Annotated in this window: 24 protein-coding genes; 13 read left to right on the top strand and 11 right to left on the bottom strand. The window is 34.6% G+C overall.

Going from position 1 to position 23,761, the window contains the following annotated elements:
* Position 1: 1 nt before the first annotated feature.
* From ICJ84_RS02815 to rsfS, 3 genes are all read right to left on the bottom strand, one after another.
* Positions 2 to 610, bottom strand: a complete 609-nt coding sequence (locus tag ICJ84_RS02815; protein WP_188214837.1) for an LUD domain-containing protein — start codon at positions 608 to 610, stop codon at positions 2 to 4.
* A 118-nt stretch (positions 611 to 728) separates the two neighbouring features.
* On the bottom strand, positions 729 to 2,672 hold the full coding sequence (gene ftsH / locus ICJ84_RS02820; RefSeq protein ID WP_188214838.1) for an ATP-dependent zinc metalloprotease FtsH: 1,944 nt from the start codon (positions 2,670 to 2,672) through the stop codon (positions 729 to 731).
* 5 nt (positions 2,673 to 2,677) lie between these two features.
* The gene (gene rsfS / locus ICJ84_RS02825) at positions 2,678 to 3,049 is read right to left on the bottom strand and encodes a ribosome silencing factor (protein WP_188214839.1); all 372 of its coding nucleotides are present in this window, start codon (positions 3,047 to 3,049) and stop codon (positions 2,678 to 2,680) included.
* Positions 3,050 to 3,143: 94 nt separating this feature from the next.
* On the opposite strand from rsfS, the gene ICJ84_RS02830 reads away from it, so the two are divergent.
* Positions 3,144 to 3,875, top strand: a complete 732-nt coding sequence (locus ICJ84_RS02830) for a biotin--[acetyl-CoA-carboxylase] ligase (RefSeq protein ID WP_188214840.1) — start codon at positions 3,144 to 3,146, stop codon at positions 3,873 to 3,875.
* Here the strand turns inward: ICJ84_RS02830 and ICJ84_RS02835 are convergent.
* Complete coding sequence (locus ICJ84_RS02835; RefSeq protein WP_188214841.1) at positions 3,872 to 4,267, bottom strand: SRPBCC family protein; 396 nt, start codon at positions 4,265 to 4,267, stop codon at positions 3,872 to 3,874. The genes ICJ84_RS02830 and ICJ84_RS02835 overlap by 4 nt on opposite strands.
* 39 nt (positions 4,268 to 4,306) lie before the next feature.
* Positions 4,307 to 4,951: an orotate phosphoribosyltransferase gene (gene pyrE / locus ICJ84_RS02840; protein ID WP_188214842.1), complete on the bottom strand. Its 645-nt coding sequence runs from the start codon at positions 4,949 to 4,951 to the stop codon at positions 4,307 to 4,309.
* A gap of 134 nt (positions 4,952 to 5,085) precedes the next feature.
* Here pyrE and ICJ84_RS02845 point away from each other — a divergent pair, with 134 nt between their 5' ends.
* From ICJ84_RS02845 to ICJ84_RS02855, 3 genes are all read left to right on the top strand, one after another.
* Entirely contained in the window at positions 5,086 to 5,670 is a 585-nt protein-coding gene (locus ICJ84_RS02845; protein ID WP_188214843.1) for an NUDIX hydrolase, read from the top strand.
* 131 nt (positions 5,671 to 5,801) lie between these two features.
* A complete protein-coding gene (locus ICJ84_RS02850; protein ID WP_188214844.1) occupies positions 5,802 to 6,167 on the top strand; it encodes a hypothetical protein in 366 nt (121 codons plus the stop codon).
* A 100-nt stretch (positions 6,168 to 6,267) separates the two neighbouring features.
* Complete coding sequence (locus tag ICJ84_RS02855; RefSeq protein WP_188214845.1) at positions 6,268 to 7,935, top strand: SulP family inorganic anion transporter; 1,668 nt, start codon at positions 6,268 to 6,270, stop codon at positions 7,933 to 7,935.
* A gap of 53 nt (positions 7,936 to 7,988) precedes the next feature.
* Here the strand turns inward: ICJ84_RS02855 and ICJ84_RS02860 are convergent, their stop codons facing one another.
* Genes ICJ84_RS02860 through ICJ84_RS02870 form a run of 3 tightly spaced genes read right to left on the bottom strand, consistent with a single transcriptional unit; the run spans position 7,989 to position 11,216 of the window.
* Positions 7,989 to 9,737, bottom strand: coding sequence for a M14 family metallopeptidase (locus ICJ84_RS02860; RefSeq protein ID WP_188214846.1), 1,749 nt, complete (start codon positions 9,735 to 9,737; stop codon positions 7,989 to 7,991).
* 17 nt (positions 9,738 to 9,754) lie between these two features.
* Positions 9,755 to 10,210 (bottom strand): pantetheine-phosphate adenylyltransferase, encoded by a 456-nt coding sequence (gene coaD, locus ICJ84_RS02865; protein ID WP_188214847.1) that lies wholly within the window; start codon positions 10,208 to 10,210, stop codon positions 9,755 to 9,757.
* Positions 10,211 to 10,241: 31 nt separating this feature from the next.
* Positions 10,242 to 11,216 carry a D-alanine--D-alanine ligase gene (locus tag ICJ84_RS02870; protein ID WP_188214848.1) on the bottom strand — a complete coding sequence of 325 codons (975 nt, stop codon included), beginning with the start codon at positions 11,214 to 11,216 and terminating at the stop codon, positions 10,242 to 10,244.
* Between the two features lie 227 nt (positions 11,217 to 11,443).
* Between ICJ84_RS02870 and ICJ84_RS02875 the strand changes: the two genes are divergently transcribed.
* From ICJ84_RS02875 to ICJ84_RS02890, 4 genes are all read left to right on the top strand, one after another.
* Positions 11,444 to 11,998 carry a PASTA domain-containing protein gene (locus ICJ84_RS02875; protein ID WP_188214849.1) on the top strand — a complete coding sequence of 185 codons (555 nt, stop codon included), beginning with the start codon at positions 11,444 to 11,446 and terminating at the stop codon, positions 11,996 to 11,998.
* 3 nt (positions 11,999 to 12,001) lie between these two features.
* Positions 12,002 to 13,057, top strand: a complete 1,056-nt coding sequence (locus tag ICJ84_RS02880) for an RluA family pseudouridine synthase (protein WP_188214850.1) — start codon at positions 12,002 to 12,004, stop codon at positions 13,055 to 13,057.
* 143 nt (positions 13,058 to 13,200) lie between these two features.
* A complete protein-coding gene (gene yaaA, locus ICJ84_RS02885) occupies positions 13,201 to 13,959 on the top strand; it encodes a peroxide stress protein YaaA (RefSeq protein ID WP_188214851.1) in 759 nt (252 codons plus the stop codon).
* A 106-nt stretch (positions 13,960 to 14,065) separates the two neighbouring features.
* A complete protein-coding gene (locus tag ICJ84_RS02890; RefSeq protein WP_188214852.1) occupies positions 14,066 to 14,794 on the top strand; it encodes a tetratricopeptide repeat protein in 729 nt (242 codons plus the stop codon).
* Positions 14,795 to 14,799: 5 nt separating this feature from the next.
* Here ICJ84_RS02890 and ICJ84_RS02895 read toward each other — a convergent pair whose 3' ends face one another.
* On the bottom strand, positions 14,800 to 14,934 hold the full coding sequence (locus ICJ84_RS02895; RefSeq protein WP_188214853.1) for a 30S ribosomal protein THX: 135 nt from the start codon (positions 14,932 to 14,934) through the stop codon (positions 14,800 to 14,802).
* Between the two features lie 180 nt (positions 14,935 to 15,114).
* Here ICJ84_RS02895 and ICJ84_RS02900 point away from each other — a divergent pair, with 180 nt between their 5' ends.
* On the top strand, positions 15,115 to 15,708 hold the full coding sequence (locus ICJ84_RS02900; RefSeq protein WP_188214854.1) for a DUF502 domain-containing protein: 594 nt from the start codon (positions 15,115 to 15,117) through the stop codon (positions 15,706 to 15,708).
* Positions 15,709 to 15,760: 52 nt separating this feature from the next.
* Positions 15,761 to 16,318: a hypothetical protein gene (locus ICJ84_RS02905; RefSeq protein WP_188214855.1), complete on the top strand. Its 558-nt coding sequence runs from the start codon at positions 15,761 to 15,763 to the stop codon at positions 16,316 to 16,318.
* 79 nt (positions 16,319 to 16,397) lie between these two features.
* Here the strand turns inward: ICJ84_RS02905 and ICJ84_RS02910 are convergent, their stop codons facing one another.
* Positions 16,398 to 17,147, bottom strand: coding sequence for a transporter (locus ICJ84_RS02910; RefSeq protein ID WP_188214856.1), 750 nt, complete (start codon positions 17,145 to 17,147; stop codon positions 16,398 to 16,400).
* A 245-nt stretch (positions 17,148 to 17,392) separates the two neighbouring features.
* Positions 17,393 to 17,758: a potassium channel family protein gene (locus tag ICJ84_RS02915; RefSeq protein WP_188214857.1), complete on the bottom strand. Its 366-nt coding sequence runs from the start codon at positions 17,756 to 17,758 to the stop codon at positions 17,393 to 17,395.
* Between the two features lie 364 nt (positions 17,759 to 18,122).
* Between ICJ84_RS02915 and ICJ84_RS02920 the strand changes: the two genes are divergently transcribed.
* The 3 genes from ICJ84_RS02920 to ICJ84_RS02930 all read left to right on the top strand — a co-directional run bounded on the left by ICJ84_RS02920 (position 18,123) and on the right by ICJ84_RS02930 (position 23,757).
* Positions 18,123 to 18,680 carry an RNA polymerase sigma factor gene (locus tag ICJ84_RS02920; protein WP_188214858.1) on the top strand — a complete coding sequence of 186 codons (558 nt, stop codon included), beginning with the start codon at positions 18,123 to 18,125 and terminating at the stop codon, positions 18,678 to 18,680.
* Positions 18,681 to 18,768: 88 nt separating this feature from the next.
* Complete coding sequence (locus tag ICJ84_RS02925; protein ID WP_188214859.1) at positions 18,769 to 19,965, top strand: FecR family protein; 1,197 nt, start codon at positions 18,769 to 18,771, stop codon at positions 19,963 to 19,965.
* Between the two features lie 162 nt (positions 19,966 to 20,127).
* The gene (locus ICJ84_RS02930) at positions 20,128 to 23,757 is read left to right on the top strand and encodes a SusC/RagA family TonB-linked outer membrane protein (RefSeq protein ID WP_188214860.1); all 3,630 of its coding nucleotides are present in this window, start codon (positions 20,128 to 20,130) and stop codon (positions 23,755 to 23,757) included.
* Positions 23,758 to 23,761 lie beyond the last annotated feature (4 nt).

Here is a 23,761-nt window from a genome sequence, read left to right on the forward strand (position 1 = left end):
TCTATAAATCTTCTAAAAGGAGTAAGTATAAGTTTTTTGCACTACTACCGTAGCTAAGAAAATCTTTTTCGTGACTCGATTTAAAATGTTTGATGGTCGTAATATTGGTTGGTATTTTTTGTTTGTTTTTAGCTTTAATGCCTCTTAAACCTTCACCAATGTTCTCGACAATCTGGCTGGTTGTAGCAAAGACAACAAAGTTTTCAGGCAATTCGGGTAATTTCTTTTCGAAAATTTGTTTAGAGGAAATCAATAAAGAGCCGTCGTTGGCAATTAAATTTTCGCAAGTGGTTAAGAAAAATGTGGCCTCATTTACTTTGTTTGACATTTTAAAGCTGAAACTTTTAAATTTTGAGACTAAATGTTCGTCGACAACCAAAGCCGTTTTGTCTTCCCAAGCATTCTCTTCAAGGATACTTTGCAGGTTTTGAAAAATTTCATTAAGGTTCTCACAATACAGAAATTTGCCACCATTAGCTTTAAAGTTTATGGTAAACCTTTCATCTATAGGAAGTTTTATTTCGGGCATGTATTTGCCTCTTTCCTCAGACCTTAGTTCGTCGTCTGACGGATTAGATTTTGAACCAAAAATTTTTCTAAAAAGACTCATTAGTAAGCTTGCTATTAATACATTTTTCTTTGAGGACAACCAAATATAAAAAATCTTAAATTAACCGTACGGTTAATTTAAGATTTTTGCTAAAACGTTTATAAAATAAGGAAAAGACCTAGTCTTGCTTAGTTTCAATTTCTTCTTTAACAAACTGACGCTCTCCGAATATCTTTTCAAGGTTATCCTTAAAAATAACCTCTTTTTCAAGAAGAACTGTTGCCAGTTCGGTAAGTTTATCTTTATTTTCCTCTAGTAATTTAATAGCACGTTGATATTGAGTTTCTATAATTTCAGAAATCTCTTTATCAATTAATTCTGCCGTTTGCTCACTATAAGGTTTCGTGAAACCATACTCATTTTGTCCAGAAGAATCGTAATAAGTTAAGTTCCCAACTTTGTCACTCAAACCATAAATTGTTACCATGGCTCTGGCTTGTTTGGTTACTTTTTCTAAATCACTTAACGCTCCTGTTGAAATTTTGTTGAAAATGACTTTTTCAGCAGCACGACCACCAAGGGCAGCACACATTTCATCTAGCATTTGTTCCGGACGAACAATTAAGCGTTCTTCAGGTAAATACCATGCAGCTCCTAAGGAGCGACCACGTGGTACAATAGTTACTTTTACAAGAGGCGCAGCGTGTTCTAACATCCAACTAACGGTAGCGTGACCAGCTTCGTGGAAGGCTACAGCACGTTTTTCACTAGGGGTAATGATTTTGTTTTTCTTTTCTAAACCACCAATAATTCTATCAACGGCATCTAAGAAATCTTGTTTGTCAACCGATTTTTTACCGTTTCTCGCCGCAATTAAAGCTGCTTCGTTACAAACATTTGCAATATCAGCACCAGAAAAACCTGGGGTTTGTTTTGATAAGAAATCTAAATCTAAATCCTGTGCCTTTTTTAGCGGACGTAAATGCACTTCAAAGATTTCTTTACGCTCACGAATATCAGGAAGGTCAACATAAATCTGTCTGTCGAAACGACCGGCACGCATTAAGGCTTTATCAAGAATATCGGCACGATTGGTTGCAGCTAATACAATAACGTTTGTATTGGTCCCAAAACCATCCATTTCTGTTAATAACTGGTTTAAGGTATTTTCACGCTCGTCATTACTACCTGACATCGCGTTTTTACCTCTGGCACGACCAATAGCGTCGATCTCATCTATAAAGATAATTGATGGTGATTTTTCTTTGGCTTGTTTGAATAAATCTCTAACACGAGAAGCACCAACACCAACGAACATTTCAACGAAATCTGATCCTGATAATGAGAAGAACGGTACTTTGGCTTCACCTGCTACAGCCTTAGCTAATAAGGTTTTACCTGTTCCTGGAGGTCCAACCAATAGAGCACCTTTTGGAATTTTTCCTCCTAAAGTGGTATATTTTTCTGGGAATTTTAAGAAATCTACAATCTCTTGTACCTCTTCTTTCGCTCCTTCCAAACCAGCAACGTCTTTAAAAGTCGTTTTAACTTCAGTATTCTGATCGAATAATTTCGCTTTCGATTTTCCGATGTTGAAAATTTGTCCACCTGCAGCACCACCGGCACCACCAGACATACGTCGCATAATAAATACCCAAACCGCAATCAATAAGATAAACGGAAGAATACCCATTAAAAGGTTAGACCAAGTATTATCTTCCTCTTCGAACTTAACAACAGGTTTCTTTGTTAAATCTTCCTTTGCAGCATCAATATCTTCTTCAAGTTTCTTTAGGTCACCATATTTAAAGGTGTAATTAGGTGACTTTGTTGCCGAAGGAATAAAGCTAGTGGGTTTTGAACTTTTATGAATATCTTTTTCTAAGGCATCATCAGTTAGATATACTTTAGCCAATCTTCGGTTTGTGTATATATCAACTTTAGAAACATCTCCATCTTCTAAATATTTAAAAAAATCGGAAGGAGTTATTTGATTAATTTCTTGATAACTACTATTTCCAAATAATTGAAACCCTAAAAAAAGAGCAATTAAAATCCCGTAAATCCAGTACGGACTGAATTTAGGTTTATTTTCTTTAGTATTTTTTTTGTTGTTTGCCATGCGTTTTAGTAACTCGTTTCTATAACTGTTGTTTTTGCATCTCCCCAAAGACTTTCAATGTCGTAATACTGTCTTATGTGTTTTTGGAAAACATGTACAACAATGTTAACGTAATCAATTAACACCCATTCAGCATTGTCTGCTCCTTCAACATGCCAAGGGTTGTCTTTAAGTTCTTTGCTTACTTTTTTCTGAACAGAATTTACTATAGCGTTTACTTGCGTATTTGAAGTACCTTCGCAAATTATAAAGTAATCACAAACCGTATTTTCAATTTCTCTTAAATCTAAGATACTAATACCTTGTCCCTTTACGTCTTCAATACCACTAATTATTGTTGATATCAATTGGTCTGCGCTTATGTTTTTTTTCGCCATTAAATTATTTTGAGTTTATGCAAAGTTATTATTTTTTTATTTCTTTATACCTTAAAAAAGTATTAAGATTTTATCTACTAATAATAACCCTTACATGCCTATAATCAAACTTAGTGCCATCGATTCTACAAATACCTATTTGAAGAGACTTTGTGCCGAAATGCCTGTTGAAGATTATACGGCGGTTATTACAGAACATCAAACCAAAGGGCGTGGTCAAATGGGAGGCGTATGGAATTCGGAATCTTCCAAAAACCTTACCTTTAGTGTGTATAAAGGACTTTTAGAATTTCAGTTAGAGCATCCTTTTTACGTGAGTATGGTTGTTTCGTTAGCCGTTTTAAAAGCTTTGGAATCGTTTGCGATTCCGAAATTAAATATAAAATGGCCAAACGACATTTTGGCAGAGAGCAAAAAGATTTGCGGTATTCTAATTGAAAATTCGATTAAGCAGGGACAGTATGCCAGTACGGTGATTGGTATGGGGTTGAATGTGAATCAAACACAATTTGATAATTTGCCCAAAGCATCATCCTTAAAATTAATTTCTGGAAAGGATTTTGACTTAGATGAAATTGCTCATAGAATTATAGAGCAGCTACAGGTTTATTTTGAAATTTTAAAACGAGTTGATTTACAGGTTTTAAAAACGGAATATGAAAACTATCTGTTTAGAAAAAATAAACCTTCAACATTTAAAGATGCTGAAGGTTCTGTGTTTTTAGGTATTATTAAATCGGTGTCCGATACAGGTATGCTTCAGGTGTTGCTAGAAGATGACGTTGTAAAAGAATTCGATTTAAAAACGATTACGTTATTGTATTAAATTGATTTTGGAATACTGGTAGCCAGAGTTTCAATAAACTTTTTAATTGGGCCTTTAATCATCATGGCCATCATTGGGTTAAAGTCTCCACTAAACTCCAATTGCACCTCACTAGAAGCGTCATCAATTTTATTGATGTTTCCAACAAGTTCAAAGTCGATTTTTCCTCCAGCTGCACCTAAAACAATTTTGTTAGGTGGTATTACCTCCTTTTTTTTTAGAGTAATTTCAGGCATGCCACTTAAAGCAAAAAGAAAGGTGTCATCGCTTAAAAGTTCAAATTTACTAATGTTTTCAGGCATTAACGATTCGAAATTTTTTATGTTTTCTAAAAAGTTAAAGATGTCTTCCTGAGATTTTTCAACTTTAACTTTCGGAGATTCTAAATTCATAGGTTTTTAATTTTCTTGTTGTTGAATAAGCTTAAAATCTTATTCTGCATTCCACTCACTAGGATTAGAATTCCATACAGAAAGGGTTGCTAAGTCTTTTTCAGAAATGTAATTGGTTTCCAAGGCTTGTTCTAGAAGCACTTCGTAGCTACCAAGTGTTTGTAAAAACACGTCTTCTTTTTCAAAATTTTCAGAAGCTACATCAAAACCGTAAGTGAAAATGGCAATCATACCTTTTACATTAATACCGGCATCTCGTAATGCTTTTACAGCATTTAAACTGCTTTTTCCAGTGCTAATAAGGTCTTCGACAACAACAACGTTTTGACCGCTTTCTATAAAGCCTTCAATTTGGTTTTTTCTACCATGACCTTTAGCATCAGGTCTTACATAAATAAAAGGAAGCCCCAAATACTCGGCAACAAGCATTCCTATACCAATAGCTCCGGTAGCGACACCTGCAATAGCATCGGGTTTGCCATATTGTTTTTCGATTTGTTTAGCCATGGTTTCGCGAACGTAATTGCGAATAGGTGGAAAAGATAAAATAATACGGTTATCACAGTAAATAGGTGATTTCCATCCAGAAGCCCAGGTAAAAGGCTCTTTCGGACTAAGCTTTATAGCATTAACCTGCAATAAGACTTCAGCCGTTTTTTTAGCGGTATGTTTATTAAATATCATAGCTGCAAAAATAATGATAAATTTAATTTTTTTATAGGATTACCATCATACTAATGAAAAATATTTTTTCGGGATTGTAATAGGTTGTGCCTAAAAATGATATTTTTACCAACAGTAACACATTAAAGCAAAGTATGTATAAAGTTTTTGTTGGCGATAAACCGATAATTTTAACGACTCAAATAGAGGAGGAAACCAACTTTAAAAATTATTTACTTGATACTGTAAATATAAGAAAGGTAATTAAGGAATTAAATACCACGAATTTACAGGAAGTTCGCTTGATACATAAAAAAGAAGATAAGCTTTTGAAAAAGTTCTTAAAGAAATTGCCTAATGTGGTTGCTGGTGGCGGAAAAGTGTATAACGACGATAATGACATTTTATTTATATACAGAAATGATAAGTGGGATTTGCCTAAAGGCAAGGTGGAAGGAGCTGAAACGATTGAAAAAACAGCTATTCGAGAAGTATCTGAAGAAACCGGTGTTGCCGGTTTAGAAATTACAAAACCCTTAGAAACAACCTATCACATTTTTAAACGTAACGGACGTTATAAAATTAAAATTACCTATTGGTTTGAAATGAAAACCAGTTTTAAAGGGAATTTATATGCTCAGGAAGAAGAGGGAATTACCAAAGTTGCTTGGTTGGGTTCTCAAGAAGTGAATGAAGCCTTACAAAACTCCTATGCTAATATCCAGGCTTTAGTTAAATAGTTTTAAAAATCCTCTTATTTATTAGGGTTGATGATAGAAACTCATTAGATTTGGGCTTGGTTTTTTTAAGAAATTATTGCTATTATTTCAAGTGTTTATCATTAATAAAAGTCTCTCGAATTTAAATTTATATGAAAGGATACAAGTTGTCTTTTGGAGAGATTATCATTCATCGGAATAATTTAGCTGAAATTATTATTGGTGAAGGAGTTATTATGTGTGAACTCAAGGTTGATGAACTTCACGATTTTCTGCTTACTAATTTAGCAGCTCCATTTAAATTGTTAGTAAATAAGAAGTGCTCTTACAGCTACACGTTTGAAGCTCAGAAAAACATAGTGTGTTTAAAAGAAATTGAAGCCATTGCTTTTGCAGTATATTCTCCAAGTGCATTAATGTCTATTGAAACTATTATGAATGTTAATAAAAGGGATGTGTGGAATACTAAAATGTTTCGTTCCCAAGAGGCTGCTTTACTGTGGTTAAATCACTGTTAATTTACTCAAACGTTATAGTGCTTTAGCGTTTAATTAAAAGATTATCCTGTTGCTTATCTGTATTTAAGCTGTAAATTTGCACCCTTAAAAACTGATAAGCATGACAGATTTTATTCGAAAAATCACTCCCAATTCTAAAGATGATGTATTGGCAGGAATTACGGTCTCTTTGGCTATGATTCCGGAAGTGGTAGCTTTTGCCTTTGTGGCACAAATAGATCCGTTAGTAGCCCTTTCGGGAGCGTTTATCATTGGTTTAATTACAGCTGTTTTTGGTGGTCGACCAGGATTAATATCTGGTGCAGCGGGTGCTGTGGCCGTTATTTTTGTAAATTTAATATCTGAAGGACATACGAAAGGCATGTTGTTTGAACAGCCTGTTGAAAACATGGGGTATTTCTATCTTTTGGCAGCGGTTATTTTAATGGGAGTTATTCAAATCTGTGCCGGTGTTTTTAAGTTAGGGCGTTTTGTGCGTTTAATTCCCCATCCGGTAATGCTTGGGTTTGTAAACGGTTTGGCTATTGTCATTTTTATGGCGCAGGTGCGTATGTTTTCACATAAGCAATTGCAATTAACTGCCGAAGGTGTAAAAGAATATATCAATATTCCCATGCAAGGCGGAGAGCTTTGGACGATGATTGCTCTAGTGGCTTTAACTATGGGGATCATTTGGTTGTTGCCTAAAATTACAACTAAACTTCCAGCTGCATTAACAGCAATTTTAGTGACTACAGGTGTGGTTGTTTTTGGGGGATTGGACGTAAGTACGGTTGGATCTTATATTATTGAAGGAGGAGGAAACGGTTTAAAAGGGGAATTTCCAACGCCTAATTTAGAGTTGTGGCAAAATCTACCGTTCAATCTCGATACTTTAAAATTCATTTTACCATATGCTTTTTTAGCGGCTTCAGTTGGATTAATAGAGTCATTAATGACTATGAACCTTGTTGATGAATTAACAGAAACCAGAGGTAACGGAAATCGTGAGTGTATTGCTCAGGGAGCTGGAAATATGGTAAGCGGACTCTTTGGAGGAACAGGTGGTTGCGGTATGATTGGGCAAACTGTTATTAATATTAATGCCGGAGGTCGAGGAAGATTATCAGGAATTATGATGGCTTTAACCTTGTTAACCTTTATCTTATTTACCGACAAATATATCGAACAAGTGCCAATCGCAGCTTTGGTAGGAGTGATGTTTATGATGGTGATTGAAACCTTTGCTTGGTCAAGTTTTAGAATCATGAGAAAAATTCCTGTTTCAGATGCTGTGGTTTTAGTTATTGTTTCGGCGGTAACCGTAATTTATGACTTAGCGATAGCAGTATTTGTAGGTGTTATTATTTCAGCTTTAGTATTTGCCTGGGAAAATGCCAAACGCATTCGTGCCAGAAAGCGTTATTCTGAAGATGGTAAAACAAAAACCTACGAGATTTGGGGGCCATTGTTTTTTGGATCCATTCAGGCATTCAACGAGAAGTTCGATATTAAAAACGATCCAGATGAAGTGATTATCGATTTTGTGGAATCGCGCGTAAGTGACCATTCTGCTTTAGAAGCGATTTTTAATCTGGTAAATAAATATGAAGCAGAGGGTAAAATTATTAAGCTGAAACATTTAAGTGAAGACTGTAAAGTGTTGTTGTATAAAGCGAGTCCGAAATTCAAGGAAGTTATTGTCGAAGCTGTTGATGATCCGCGATATCATCTGGCCGAGAATCCAGAGGAATTTCCGAAGCCTTTATCTGAATACAAGTTTTTTTAAAATCGAAAAAAATAATAAAAAAAAAGCACATTCAAACGATGTGCTTTTTATGTTTAAAATACTTTATAGATTGGTAATTGTAAATAAGCATCTTCGTAATGCGGAGAATTTTTATAAATAAATTCTAATTGAGCATTCGGGCTTTTAGCAAAAGCTTCATCGGTTGCTAGTTTTTGTTCAAAATCAGCTTTTAACTGAGGAGATTCCTTTAAATAGTTTTCTGCAAGGTCTTCAAAAACATAAGCCGAGAAATGTTCCTTTTGTTGAAGAATGGTGTCGAAAAAATTCCAGTTAAAAAATGAATCCGTCGCTTCGGCTTCTAATGTTTCCAATAAATATCTAACACCATTTTGGTTTGTTGGAATATAAAGGTCCCCTTTTTTAAAGGTCACCGATTTTGTTGCTTTGGTTAACGAGGTGTTATGATGTAAATAATGACCTTCGAAAGGTGTTGACACCGTTTTGTAATCGGCAATGTGGTTTGTTTCCACTGTTAATGTTGTGTCGTTTTTAAATTTTGAAAATTCAATTTGATTATTTTTTAGTCGGTCAATAATATCGTGCCAGCCTTGTTTTAAAATATAGGCTTTGGGTATGCTTATAGTTTGACTAGGTAAGAAGTTGTTGTAATACTTTATGGTTTTGGTATAGGGTTGATTTTGGTCATAAAATAAACGTTTCCCATTAGTAACATTACTCTCTATGTAGTAGCCCTCGTAACCTTTAAAATTTAAAGTTGTAAAATGGGTGGAGTCTATTTTAAAACTAATTGGATATGTTTTTTGCGATACAATATCTTGAAACGCATTTTTACGTAATGATTTTATGGTTTTTGAGTTTTTTTCGGTAAAATCAAAAGTTGAAAGCATCAATTCATAGGTTTGTTTTACACGAATATCATAGGGTTTAAGCATGTGGGTTTCTACCATTAAACCTAAGGTGTTAAACAGCGTGGTGTAACCTGTGGAATATCTTGGGGAATCGAAAAATTGAGAAAATCCAACTTCCGGAGTGTTACCCCAAACATTTACATAAGGTGTAATGATGATATCTTTATCATTCAAGGAATGCTCTATTTCAGGACGCATCTTGTGTTCAAGATAATCACCTAAACTGCCGCCTAATTTATTGTGTTGCGTGAACAGATGGGTAATTGCATATTGATAGTCTGCACCATTACTAACATGATTATCTATAAAAACATCGGGGTTGATACTATGAAAAATTTCAGCAAAAGCTGCAGCGTTTTTCGAATCCTGTTTGATGAAGTCACGGTTTAAGTCAAAGTTTCTGGCATTGCCTCTAAATCCATAACTTTTTGGGCCGTTTTGGTTAGCTCTGGTATGAGAATTTCTGTTTAAGGCGCCGCCAACATTATAAACAGCAATGAAAGCTATAATAGAATTTTGATAAGCCTTTTTTAAAGAATCGTTTTGAACAATATCTCTTAATAACATCATTGAGGCGTCGATACCATCTGATTCTCCGGGGTGAATACCATTGTTAATAAGTATCCTGTTTTTAGAAGAAGACTTAATATCTTCCAATTTCAAAATAGGCGAACTGTTGTAAACAGCAACGTGAAGAGGATTCCCAGAGTCGGTTTCGCCTACTTCAAAAACGGAAATTTCAGGATAAGCATTGGCTAATTCCTTGAAGTAGGCGATAACATCTTTGTATTCCGGAGTTTCTGTGCCATTAGATTTTTCAAAGAGAGTTGTAAAATCATTATGAGAATCGATATGAGATTTACAAGAAATAAAACCTAAAATTAAAGCAAAAAGCAGAAGTGTTTTGGGCATTTTTTTGAATACTTGTTTTAATTAATGCGAACACTATCTGGAACAAACTTGGTATAATCTCCATGGTTTTTAATGACATCTCGAACAATTGACGATGATATAAATGATGTTTTGGCTGAGGTTAGTAAAAATACCGTTTCAATGGTTGCCATACGCCTGTTAGCATGAGCAATAGCTTTTTCGAATTCGAAATCGGCTGGGTTTCGTAAACCTCTCAAAATAAATTCGGCACCGATGTCATTACAGAAATCAACAGTTAACCCGGTATAGGTTACCACTTTTACTTTGGGTTCATCGGCAAAAGCTTGTTCAATAAAGGCCTTGCGTTCTTCTATTGAAAACATATATTTTTTATCGGAATTCACACCAATAGCTACAATAACTTCATCAAAAAGGGTAACACCTCGTTTGATGATGTCGAAGTGCCCCAAAGTAATGGGGTCGAAAGAACCAGGAAATAAAGCGCGTCTCATTTTAAATACTTTGTATAAAGATAGTTATAAATTATTTTAAAGCTTCTTCAATGGCATTATCGAATAATTCGCTCAAACTAATCCCGGCTGCAGCAGCTTGCTGAGGTAAGATACTTTCGCGTGTTAATCCCGGAATGGTGTTCATCTCTAAAAGATGAGGCTCGCCATCTTTAAAGATGTATTCGCTACGGCTAAAACCTTTCATTTTCAGTATCTCATAAACTTTTTTGGCAACAGTAGTCACTTGAGCTTCTTCTTCAGGAGTCAGTCGGGCAGGTGTTATTTCCTGTGATTTTCCTAAATATTTGGCCTCATAATCGAAAAAGTCATTTTCGCTTACTATTTCTGTAATTGGTAGCACTTTGGTTTCGCCTTTAAACGAAATCACCCCAACAGAAACTTCTGTGCCATCTAAAAACGATTCGATAATAATTTCATCGTCTTCTTTAAAAGCAACAGCAATGGCGTTTTGTAAGTCTTCTTTTTTATGTGCTTTACTTACGCCAAAACTACTTCCAGCTTTATTGGCTTTCACAAAACACGGTAAACCTACTTTAGCAATAATCGCGTCTTCATCAATAACATCGCCTAGATTCAGATAAAAAGAATCCGCAGTTTTTATACCATAAGGTTTAAGTACGCTTAAACAGTCCCGTTTGTTGAAGGTTAAACTGGCCTGATACATGCCGCAACTGGTATGCGGAATATTAAGGAGTTTAAAATACCCTTGCATAAATCCGTCTTCCCCGGGAGAGCCGTGGATGGCATTAAACACACAGTCGAAGGTGATTTTTGTGTTGTTAACGGTAACCGAAAAGTCATTTTTGTTAACCGGGAATTCTTCATTATTGCCATCAACATAAACCCATTTGTCTTTAAAAATGTGAATTCGGTAGGCATTGTATTTTTCAGGGTTTAATGTATCATATACTACATTTCCACTTTTTAATGAGATTTGATATTCACTCGAATAGCCTCCCATAATAATGGCAATATTCTTTTTCATGCGTTGATATTTACTAGTGTTTTAAGGTGACATGGAAGACCAAGTAATTATTTACTTTGCGATTAAAGTACGGTATTGAGTGTTCCATTCAGGTATAAATAGTTAAGTGTGCGTCTAAAAATGGATAATAAAACGTATCTATTATTAGTAAAGCTAAAATATCACTTAAATTGCAAAAGAAAAAACAGTTCTGTTTTTATATATTTGCCTAATTGAAAATTTTATAAATGAGCCTCATTAAATTTCTAACAAGTAAAGCGTTTTTAAAGCAAATAATAATAGCCGTTGTGGCTGTTTTTGTTTTGGTTTATATCATTTTAAAATGGTTGAATGTAACCACCAATCACGGCGAGTTTGAAACAGTTCCGGAGTTAAAGGGGAAATCGATTAGTATTGCTGAAATGGAACTTAACGATAATCATTTAGTGATGCAAATTCAGGATTCGGCCAATTACAATCCCGATTATCCTAAATTTTCAGTAATTGATCAGGAGCCACCGGCAGGCAGTAAGGTTAAAGAAAATAGAAAAATATACATTACACTTAATCCTTCAGGCTATCGAAAAATAGTCGTGCCAGATTTAAAGGAGCGTACTTTTAGGCAAGCTAAACCAACTTTAGAAGCCTTAGGGTTTAAGGTCGGGAAGTTAAATTATGTTGATAACATAGCTAAAGATGTGGTTCTTAAAATGCAGCACAAAGGCGAGATTTTGAATGCAGGAGATAAGTTGCCTAAAACCTCTACAATTGATTTGGTTTTAGGAAATGGTAACAGACCATAGTTTATGCAAGATTATACACCAGAGAATTTTGATGAAGAAAGCGAAATGTATGAACATTTTGCCTTCACAGTAAAGGAGGGACAAAAACCACTTCGTGTCGATAAGTATTTAATGAATTTTATAGAGAACACAACCAGAAATAAAATTCAGGATGCAGCAAAAGAAGGCGGAATTTTTGTTAACGATGTTGCTGTAAAATCGAATTATAAAGTCAAGCCAGGCGATAACATTCGCGTGATGTTTGCGCACCCCACCTACGAAAATTTATTGGTAGGTGAAGATATCGATTTAGACATCGTTTATGAAGATGACGATGTGTTGGTTGTTAATAAACCGGCTGGAATGGTAGTGCATCCGGGGCACGGGAATTACTCAGGAACCTTAATTAATGCGTTGATTTACCGATTCGATAATCTGCCAAACAATTCCAGCGATCGTCCGGGATTGGTGCATCGTATAGATAAAGATACCAGCGGACTTTTAGTAGTTGCTAAAACCGAACAGGCTATGACGCACTTGGCGGCTCAGTTTGCTGAAAAAACCAGTGAGCGCGAATATGTGGCTATTGTTTGGGGGAATATGGAAGAAGATGAAGGCACTGTGGAAGGAAATATTGGGCGTCATCCTAAAAACCGATTACAAAATACGGTGTTTTTGGATGATGAAGGAGATAAGGGAAAACCAGCAGTAACACATTACAAAGTGTTAGAGCGTTTGGGTTATGTTACTGTGGTTTCCTGTAAACTTGAAACAGGTCGTACACATCAAATACGTGTACATATGAAGCATATTGGGCACACTTTGTTCAATGACGAGCGCTATGGCGGTGAGAAAATACTAAAGGGAACTACATTCACGAAGTACAGGCAGTTTGTTGATAACTGTTTTAAAGTGTTACCACGACAAGCACTACATGCAAAGACCTTGGGGTTTGAGCACCCGCGTACTGGTGAGTTTTTACGATTTGAAACTCCGATTCCGCAGGATATGGAAGATTGTATTGAAAAGTGGCGTGTGTATTCTAAACATCAATCATTAGAAACTGATTCCGACGAATAGAGATTTTTAAATTGATTGTAGCATATCTATAATATCTCTCTATAGTTGTATCGTAAATAATTGTTGCTTCTCTTTTAAAATATTGGACAGTAGTTGTAAATTTGGATTGAAATTATAAGTCATTAAAAAATAGATTTAAACTGATGAAATTAGTCTTATCTCCAGCCAAGTCGCTTGATTTTGAAACTCAATTACCAACAACAAAAACTTCAGAAGCTCAGTTTTTAAAACAATCAGAACGTATCAATAAGCTTTTAAAGAAGAAATCGGCTAAAAGCCTGTCTCAGCTTATGAGTATTTCTGATGCTTTAGGTCAATTGAACTACGAACGCAATCAGGCTTGGGAATTACCATTTAATGCTGACAATGCCAGACCAGCGGTTTATGCGTTTAATGGCGATGTGTATAAAGGACTGGATGCTTATAATATTAAAGAAGATCAATTAGATAGTCTGCAAAATACCGTACGTATTCTTTCTGGGTTATATGGTTTGTTAAAGCCTTTAGATTTAATTCAGCCGTATCGTCTTGAAATGGGTACTAAATTTCCGGTAGGAACTAAAAAGAATCTTTACGAATTCTGGAAAAAAGACATCACCAAAGCTTTAAATGAAGAACTAGAAGATGGCGAATTGTTCTTAAATCTGGCAAGTAATGAATATTTTAAAGCCGTTGATGTAAAAGCGTTAAAAGTACCTGTGATTACGGCTAACTTTAAAGATTTTAAAAACGGAGAGTATAAAGTGATTTCGTTTTTTGCTAAAGAAGCACGAGGACTCATGGCGCGTTATGTGGTTGAAACCAATGCGCAAACCGTAGATGACTTAAAAGGATTTAATTATGAAGGTTACGGCTTTAGTGAAGCCATGTCTACCGAAACCGATTTAGTCTTCATCAGATAAACAATATCAGGCGAAAGCTTTTTTTATATTGAAATAATCTTTTAATTTAGAGAAGAAATTTAAGGTTTTAAGCAGAACTTAAATTTCTTCTTATTATTTTATTTCAATGTTATACTATCTCATTTTAGCCTTTCAGGCATATTGTATTTATCACTTGTTTAAAAATGGAAACGCATACTATTGGGTATTTGTCATTCTGTTTTTACCGGTGTTGGGTTCGGTGATTTATTTGCTGACACAGGTTTACAATAAGCGCGATGCTGAGAAAATTCAGAATGGCATAGTGTCAATTATCAATCCTACGAAAAAGATTAAAGATTTAGAGCAACGACTTCGATTTTCTGAAACCTATCAAAACCGAGTAAATCTTGCTGATGCTTATCTGGAAAATAAAGATTTTCAGAGTGCCATTACGCAGTATCAGGAAGCCATTAAAGATCAATCTCAAAACCATTTTTATATCATTACTAAGCTTATTGAAGCATTTTATAATATTGAAGAATATAAAAATGTGATTGCATATGCCGAAATGATTAAGGATAAGCATGAATTCGATAAGTCCAGAGCGCAATTTATATTTGGTTTAGCACAAGACAAATTAGGCGATTTTGAAGCTGCTGAAGTTAATTTAAAACAGATTGATATTCGGTATTCGTTTTATAACGAACGTTTGCAACTGGCAAAGTTGTTAATCGAGCGTCAAAAGTCTGATGAGGCCAAAGAAATTCTGGAAGACATTGTTAATGAATCTCAAAATATGACAACTCCAAACCGTCGTATTTATAGAAATACTGTGCAGGAAGCCAACAAAGTGTTATCAGAAATTGAGGTTTAGCAGGGTTATTTTGCAATTGCTTTTTTGTTAATATCAATTTTCGTTTCTATCGAGGGTTTCTTTTTTATGCGTGGACGTCTCACACCAAAAGTACCTCGGTTAATCTTGCCACGTTTCGTTTTTTTATCGCCTTTTCCCATAGTGTTTCTATTTAAGTAATCTTTCTAGTATACGAAAATTGATGGAGTTTTCCAAAGAAGTTTCCATTTTTAGGTGTAATAAAAATTTTATATTCAGGTGTTTAGAAGTAATTTATTGTGTATATTTATTAGTGATAATGTATTGCTAATTAAATTAATACGTAAGTTGAATAACACGCTATGGCAAAATTTAAAACCCCTTCCAGCTCTCTTATTGTAGGAGGTCTTTTTTTCTTAACTCCGGTATTGTTTATTATTTTATTAGGTACTAAAGCGATTGGTTTGTTAACTCCGTTGGCAGTTAAAATCACCGAAGCCTTTGGTTTACATTCTGTCTTTGGTGGTGCGGCTGTTTTAATTGTATGTGTGTTGATAATCATTGCGATTTGCGTGATTAGTGGATATTTTATTCAGAAAGGTGTTTTTAGTAAATGGAGTACCAATATTGAAGAAAAACTTTTTGTGCATTTTCCGTCTATTCAGATTTTAAAATATCGCATGATTGGCGATCAGGAAACGGTAATTAATGAATTCTGGGACGCTATAATATTAGAAGAAGAAAAGGATCGTTATAACATTGCTTTTATAACCGAGCGTAGCGAGAAATTCATCACCTTATTTATACCTGATGCCCCCAGGCTCGATGCGGGTGAGGTTCGTTACGTGCCAAAAGGTTCGATTACTTATTATCCAATTACAATGAAACAAGCCATGTCTGGATTATACAGTTTTGGTAAGGGAATGCATATTGAAAGCATTATAACTCAAAAATAAGCAAACGTTTATTTTTCTTTTTGAAGTTAAACCTCTTAAAAAATGAAATAGGATGAAGGAAATACTACTTTTTTTAAGTTTAGCCCTATTAACAACTACTTACGTTTTTGCGCAAGAAGACTCTTTTAAAGAAGTTGAATCAGAAGAACATTTTAAACATCAGGTTGGGTTTTTATTAGGGCATTCTCATGTCCCCAGTTTATATTCTGATGGTAAAAAGGAGTGGAAGGCCTTGCCCTCTTTCACCTTGTATTATAATTATTGGTTGAATGACAAATGGGCGGTAGGCTTGCATACCGATGTAATTATAGAAAATTTTGTGGTAGAAGAAAATTTTGCTTCAGAAGGTGAAGCTACATTTTTAGAACGAGAGAAACCGGTAGCGCCAGCTGTTATGGTAGTATTTAAACCTGGAGAACATTTTAGTTATCTGCTGGGAGCAGGAGGAGAGTTTGCTAAAGGTGAAAATTTATTTTTAATAAGAACAGAAGTGGCTTATGCCATTGAAATGCCCAAAGCATGGGAGTTTGAGGTGTCTTTAGGTCATGATTTAAGATGGGATGCTTACAATACTATTAATTTAGGTTTGGGAATTTCGAAGTCGTTTTAAATGCGATTTTAAAAAAACAGAGTATAAAAAAGCACCGAATCATACGGTGCTTTCTTTTTTTTATTTAAAAAGGGATATATTAAGATTTTGTTGGAAATAATAAGGTTATACCCCCACGAATACCCCATTCAGCAGGATTGCCATTTCCGTAATGAAGTCGAGGGCCTGCAAATATCTGTGTCATTTGTGAGCCAAAGGATACAACCTTAGAGGCTACAATGTGAAATGTTCCAGAAGTTAAGTCGTGATCCCAGTCTTGAGATAATTCAGTATTAAACGCTAAAGCATAACCTCCTGCAAAGTTTTTGGCGATAAAAGGTTGAAAGAAGGTTGCGTTGACATCGGCACGATCATCTTTTCCTGCAACAGACCAAATATGGTTCACTAAACATCCAAGGGTAACCGAATTCATTTGTTTTAAAGCTACAGCTGTTGGTCCTAAACCAAATTTCTCAGAACCTAATTCGTCTTTAGTTGCTGTAGGTACTAATATAGCAGGTCCTACACCCCAAATGATTCCGCCTTTAGTAGGTGCTTTTGGAGAGAAGAATCCACTAAGCACCATATCACCTAGTCCTGATTGTTTTCCGCTGTTTAACCCAACGTCACATTGTTTAATGATAGGAATGATAGCACGACCGATTAAATTCCAGTTTTCGCTAATACTTATAGGAATAACAGGTTGAACATTGGTTAGGAATTTTGTGCCATTAGAAGGACCTACATTAAAATCGTAATTTGCTTGAAAAGGTATGCTAATAAGATTGGCAACCGGGTTTTGTAGCTGTTTAGCCAATGCATCTGCCCCTGAGTCGTCCTGGGCCATCATGTTTAAAGAACTCAAAAAAAGAGCTGTGAGCGATAAAATTCGGTAAAAATTTTTCATATGATTTTTAATTTAAGTGTTCAGTTTATTGTAAAGGACTTATTACTAATATAGTAAAAAAAAATAATATTGAGCTGTTAGTACATAATGGTATATATGCACTTTGCTTTTTGTGATTTTCTATCATTAAGAAATATAATGCGGAGTAACATAAAACACTTTTAGAGTTACTTTTTAAATGGTTCATATTATTTGAAAGTGCTCTTGTGATTCGTTTTGTCTCTATGTTTTCTTTTGTTGTAAAACATGATGGTTACTATTTTCGCGGTAAACGCCACAAAGGTGCCTATCGCCAGAAACGTGTATACCATGGTGAAAATTTTCCCCAATGCTGTTACAGGAACTAAATCGCCATAGCCAACGGTTGCCATGGTCATTACAGAAAAATACAGAGCATCTAAAACAGACCAATGTTCAGTTTGTTTATAAAAAAGGGTAGCTCCAGTTAACAATAACACGATGAAGATAAATAGAAACCTGAATTCAGAATCCTTCTTAATTCCTTTATAAAGAATTTTTAATAACCGTAATATATTTATGAAAAATGCTGCCATAGTTTTCTTCTTTTAACTTTGACATGTTAGATGTAATGTTCATAAAAATACGAATTAATTTTAGTTAATAGATTCATGTTTACTGTTTTATACGTAGGATTAATCCTGTTTTTTTAATGTTTAATTTAAACTCTTGAAAACAAACAGGTTTATTGTCTATTGATAATGAGTGTGTTGTGTTTTTTGATAGTAATACTTTTAAGATAAACTTCACAAAATGTCACAATATTCTAACTAACTTTGCAAAACTTACGATAATTTTACAACGCGTTAATGCTTAGTTAATATTAAGTATTAGTCTGTTTTTGATAATTGCTAGGAAATAGATTTTTTACGCTTTATAAATTGTTGGAATTATTTAATAATGAGGGTTTCAGGTAAAACGATTCAGTATAATAGTAAAGAGTTCAATGAGATTTTTGAGCGTCTTTTTCCATCAATGTATATGCTGGCTTCTCGAATTTTGAAGAGTCAGGAAAAAGGAAAGGATATTGCTCAAGAAGCTTTTGTGAAACTTTGGCAAAAAGACTCTGAAGAATTTTCCAGTGAAAAGGCTTTACAAGCGTATTTGTATGTTTTGGTTAAAAATGCCTGTATTAGTCAGATTCGGAAAGAAAAAAATATTTTTAATACATCTATAGATGAAGGTCTTACGGTGGTTGAGAAGTCCTTTTTGAATGAAATTTTACGAGAAGAAACCTATAAACTTCTACATGAAGCTATCAATGAATTGTCTCCACAGGCAGAACAGGTAGTTAGATTAACTCTTAATGGCTATCGCAATCAAGATATTGCCTCCGAATTAGAAATTACTATAAATTCTGTTAAAACTGTAAAAAAAAGAGCTTATAATAGGCTTCGTCAAGTTCTTGGAAGTCAGTTTGTTATGATAGTTCTTGGGGATTTCTATGAATATTTTTAGTTTTTTTTTAACATAACTGTCACTCCCTTTTAAAAATCCTGCGTCATTATATTATAAGACATTTCTGTTTGTTAGAAATTAGAATAATATGGACGAAATAAATAAGCAATTTGAGTACTCAGAGCTTTTAGCCGGTCGCGTTTTGGATGCACTAACCGATGAGCAAAAGAAGTTTTTGATGGAGTGGGAGCAACAAGGGAATAATAAAGAATTAAGAGAAGATATCCTTAATGCTTATTCTTTTAGAGATTGGCAGCATAAATTAAAAACGATTGACACGGTGGAGGAGTGGGCGTCTTTTTTAGAACGTATGGATTCTTCATCCGCAAAAACAGATAAAGTTATTAAATTGAGTCGAATGAAATGGGTTTCGGCTGTAGCAGCTACATTGGTAGTTGGGTTGACTGTGTTTACATTGTTCAACAAAAGCAGTAATCTTAAGCCTATTGAAGATATAAAAATTGCTCCAGGATCATCTCATGCCGAATTGGTATTATCTAATGGAGAGGTGGTTGATTTAGATGAGTCAGAAAATGAAATAGTTGAAGGGGTAGTTGGCGCGAAAAATACTAAAGGTATTTTGCAATACAAAGATGCTTTAGGAAGTAGAGCTGAAGACCGAGTTTTAAATGAGGCTAAAGTTAATACGTTAAGAGTGCCTAGAGGAGCTGAATATCAATTAGTGTTGTCTGATGGCACCAAAGTGTGGTTAAATTCAGATACAGAATTAACTTATACGGTGCCTTTCGTGGGGTCAGAAAGACGTGTGGCTTTAAAAGGAGAAGCTTATTTTGATGTAACTCCAAATAAAGAATTACCATTTATTGTAACTTCAGGTACGCAGGAAGTTCAGGTTTTAGGTACCGAATTTAATGTGTCTGCTTATAGTGAGGAAACACATATTACAACTACCCTTGTAGAAGGGAAAGTAATGGTAGAAGAAACCTACTCTCATAACCAACAAATTTTATCACCCAACCAACAAGCCAACTTCGATACAAAAACGAAATCTATTAACAAAAAGAATGTAGACGTTTACCCTTATGTAGCTTGGAAAGAGGGCCGTTTTGTCTTTCATAATGTAACACTTGAAGAATTATTCTCCAAAATTTCTAAATGGTATAATGTAGAATACGAGATAGAAGGAGAAAAATTAAAAGCTTTAAAATTTACAGGCGATTTACCGAGATATAATGATATGTCGGGTATTTTGAAAATTATAGAGGCGGAAATGTCTGTAAATATTCAAATAGGGCTAAACAATAAAGTTTACGTCTCTGAATAAAATTACTTTTTTTAGATAAAATTGAAGGAGATGGTCCGCGCAACTACCTCCCTAAATACGCATCTATAATATAGTGATATTCAATTAATTAATGTTTATGAAAATGATGTTATTAACTTCTTTTCAGTTATCTGAAAAGGTAAAACCAAACCAAACCAAAAAATGAGATTGACAATAATTTTAATCTTGAGTGCAGTACTCACGTTAAATGCCGCTAATGCTGCGCAATCTAAACGTGTGAGTCTAAATTTAACAGGGGTCAGTTTTTCAACTTTATTCGAAGAAATTAGAAAGCAAACAAATCAAAGCTTTTTCTTTAACGAAGCTAAAATAGCAGAGTTAGATAAAATTTCCGTGAGTAAAAATGATGTTCCCTTAAATGAATTATTAAATGAAGTATTAAGTGGTACAGGCTTATCCTTTAAATTTGTAGACGGTGTAATTGTTATCGTTGACAATAATGAAGACCAAGGACAAGTTATGACTGTATCTGGGGTAGTAACGGATGCAAGTTCAAATCTACCTTTACCAGGAGTTACTATTAGATTAAAGAATAGTAAACTTGGAGTTGTTACCGATTTTGACGGTAAATTCGTAATTAATTTACCTAAGAAGGAGTCTGTTTTAGTGTTTTCATACGTGGGATTCGAGACTATAGAGATGAAAGTTACAAAGACTTCAGAATTGGTTGTTCAAATGAAAGAAGATATCTTAAGTCTTGATGAGGTTGTAGTTACCGGTTATCAAACTATTGACAAGAGAGAATTAACGAGTTCCATTTCCGAGGTAAATGCTGAAGAATTAAACATTGAGGGAGCTTTGACAGTAGATCAAATGCTTGAAGGTAAAGCAACAGGTTTAAACATTGTAAATGTTAGTGCAACTCCAGGGGCTTCAGCCAAAGTTAGAATTCGTGGGGGTAGTACCTTTACAGGAAATCAAAGTCCGCTTTGGGTTGTCGATGGAATTATTTATGAAGATCCTGTGCCTTTAAGTGCTGAAGACATTAATAGTTTCGATAATGTAAATATTATTGGTAATGCTTTAACAGGTATTAACCCTGCCGATATTGAAAAAATTAATATTCTAAAAGATGCTTCAGCGACTGCTATATATGGAACTAGAGCAGCAAATGGTGTTATTGTAATTACAACAAAACGAGGCGAGAAAGGAAAACCGCGATTAAGCTATAGTGGTGGATTGTCATATGTACAAGCTCCTAATTATGGCAATTTCAATTTAATGAATTCGAAAGAACGTATCGATGTGTCTCGTGAAATGTATGCTAGAAACCTTGGATTCGATGGGTTTTATAACAACGTTGATAGATTAGGGTATGAGGGTGCTTTATTAAACCTATGGGACGGAACGTATAATGGACAACAATTTGCAAATCAGGTTTATAAACTTGAAACTCTTAATACAGATTGGTTTGGAGAATTGTATCAAGATTCTTTTAAACAAAGACATTCTGTTAGTGCTTCTGGAGGTGGTGATACTTCTCGTTATTATTTCTCTTTAGGGTATGATGATCAAAATGGAACGGAAAGAAACGTTAACCTGAACAGAATAACCGGTAGATCGAATATTGATTTGGATTTGAGAGATAATTTACTAGTTTCTTTAAGATTCAGTGGATCTGTGCAAAAGGCAGAATATAACCATCAATCCATAAATTATTTTAATCAAGCGTATTATACGAGTCGAACAATTCCATTATATCATGATAATGGCGATTATTTCTATACAAGCAGACAAATTTTTAGAGACAATCAAGGAACAGCGTTTGGCGGGTATAATATCCTTAGCGAAACAGATAATTCTCAACGAAGTATTAATAACAAGGATTTTACAATTGCAGCTACAATTAATTGGAAATTCATGAAAAATTTCAGATTCACCTCGCAAGCTAGTTACCGAAATACGACTAACTTAAATGAAGAGTGGATTACAGAGGATAGTTTCTATATTGCCAAGCTACGTACTTATGATGCATTTAACACTATGTTAGATCAACGTGTTGATATAGCTGGTATGGTACCTTTTGGGGGCATATACAATGGTGGTATGGTTAGCCAAGAGGCTTATACTATAACCAATCAGTTAAATTATAATACGAGATTTGGAGATAAGCATACATTCAATGTTAACTTAGGACAAGAGGCTCGCTCTATGAGCTATTGGGGAGCAACAGGTTTCACAGTGCCAGGTTATAATCACTTCCAAGGAAGAGGGTTTATATCGCTTCCTAGAGTTGGATTTAATACAGATGAGAACGATAAGGTTATTTTAGATTTTGCTAATTACCCTTTTGATTCCATGATTAACTGGTTAACGCCACAAGGAGGTAAAGATATATATCCAACCATCACAGATCGATTAACAAATAGTATATCAGTGTTTGGTATTCTAAACTATGTATACGACAATCGTTATATTCTGAATTTTAACGCAAGAAGTGATGGTTCTAATCGCTTTGGACAATACGAGCGTTATAAATTCAAACCAGCCTGGTCTACTTCTGCACGTTGGAATATTCATAACGAAAAGTTTTTTGAAGATGTAGAGGGAGTTGAAGAATTAGCACTTAGAGCTTCTTATGGTGTACGAGGTACTATGCCTAATGCAAGCCCGTATATGATTATATCAGGTTTTGGTAAAAACAATGCTATTTATTATCCAGAATCAACAGCCAATCTTACTTCGTTCCCAAATGCAAATTTAAGATGGGAAAAATCTCAAACAATGAATTTTGGTTTAAATTATAGTTTATTTGAGGGGAAGATAAGTGGAGCTATTGATTATGCTTATTCTAAGAGTACAGACTTATTACAAAGCCGTCCAATATCTAACGTAAATGGTACAGATACGCAATTATATAATTCTGCGGCAAAAGATGTGAATAGTTTTGAGTTTTCTATCAGAACAAAAAATTTAAACACAAAAGACTTTGGTTGGACAACCCGTCTTAATTTTTCACACGATAGAGACCGTGTAATGCGAGGGTTTGAGAGTGGTGTTGAAAATAATTTAACTATTAATAATTATTTAAATGGTAGTATTTATAGAGCAGGTTTCCCTACTTATGGGTTCTTTTCTTACCAGTTCGACGGTCTTAATGAAGAAGGAATACCAACCTTTAAGCATTTAGTTGAAGAAAATATGACCGCAGCGCAACAGTTAGAAAAAGCTTTAGTATACGAAGGGTCAAGAGTACCTAAGTTTTATGGAGGATTTGGTACAGAGTTTAGATTAGGTAGATTCAACCTTTCTGCAGATTGGACTTATAAGATAAATTATAAAACCAGATTATTACCGTTATATAACGGAACTCAAAACCTTCCTTTGCCTTACGAAAACATGAATAGTGTGTTTGTGGATCGTTGGAGACAGCCAGGAGACGAAATGTTTACAAATATCCCAGCCATTTCAAATTATAATTTAGAGTTCTCGCCTTCTTCTCTGTCTGATGGGTATAGTAGAGTATATGTAACAAACTACGGAAAAGTAATACCTCAAGGTACTAATGCATGGTGGATGTACGATAAAAGTGATGCACGTGTTGTAGATGCGAGTCATATACGTTTTCAAGCTGTTACATTAGCATACTCAGTTCCAAAGAAACTTATTGAAGGCGCGGGGATTAAAATGTTAAGATTAAGTGTACAAGGAAGTAACCTTGGTTTCATAGCTTTTGATAAAAACTTGAAAGGTCAAGATCCGGAGCAAGTTTCGGGGGTTGGAATGCCTACCCTACCTAATTATAGTTTTAGTTTAAACATGTCTTTCTAAAAAA

The organism is Aestuariibaculum suncheonense (assembly GCF_014596935.1).
GTDB classification, from domain to species: domain Bacteria; phylum Bacteroidota; class Bacteroidia; order Flavobacteriales; family Flavobacteriaceae; genus Aestuariibaculum; species Aestuariibaculum suncheonense.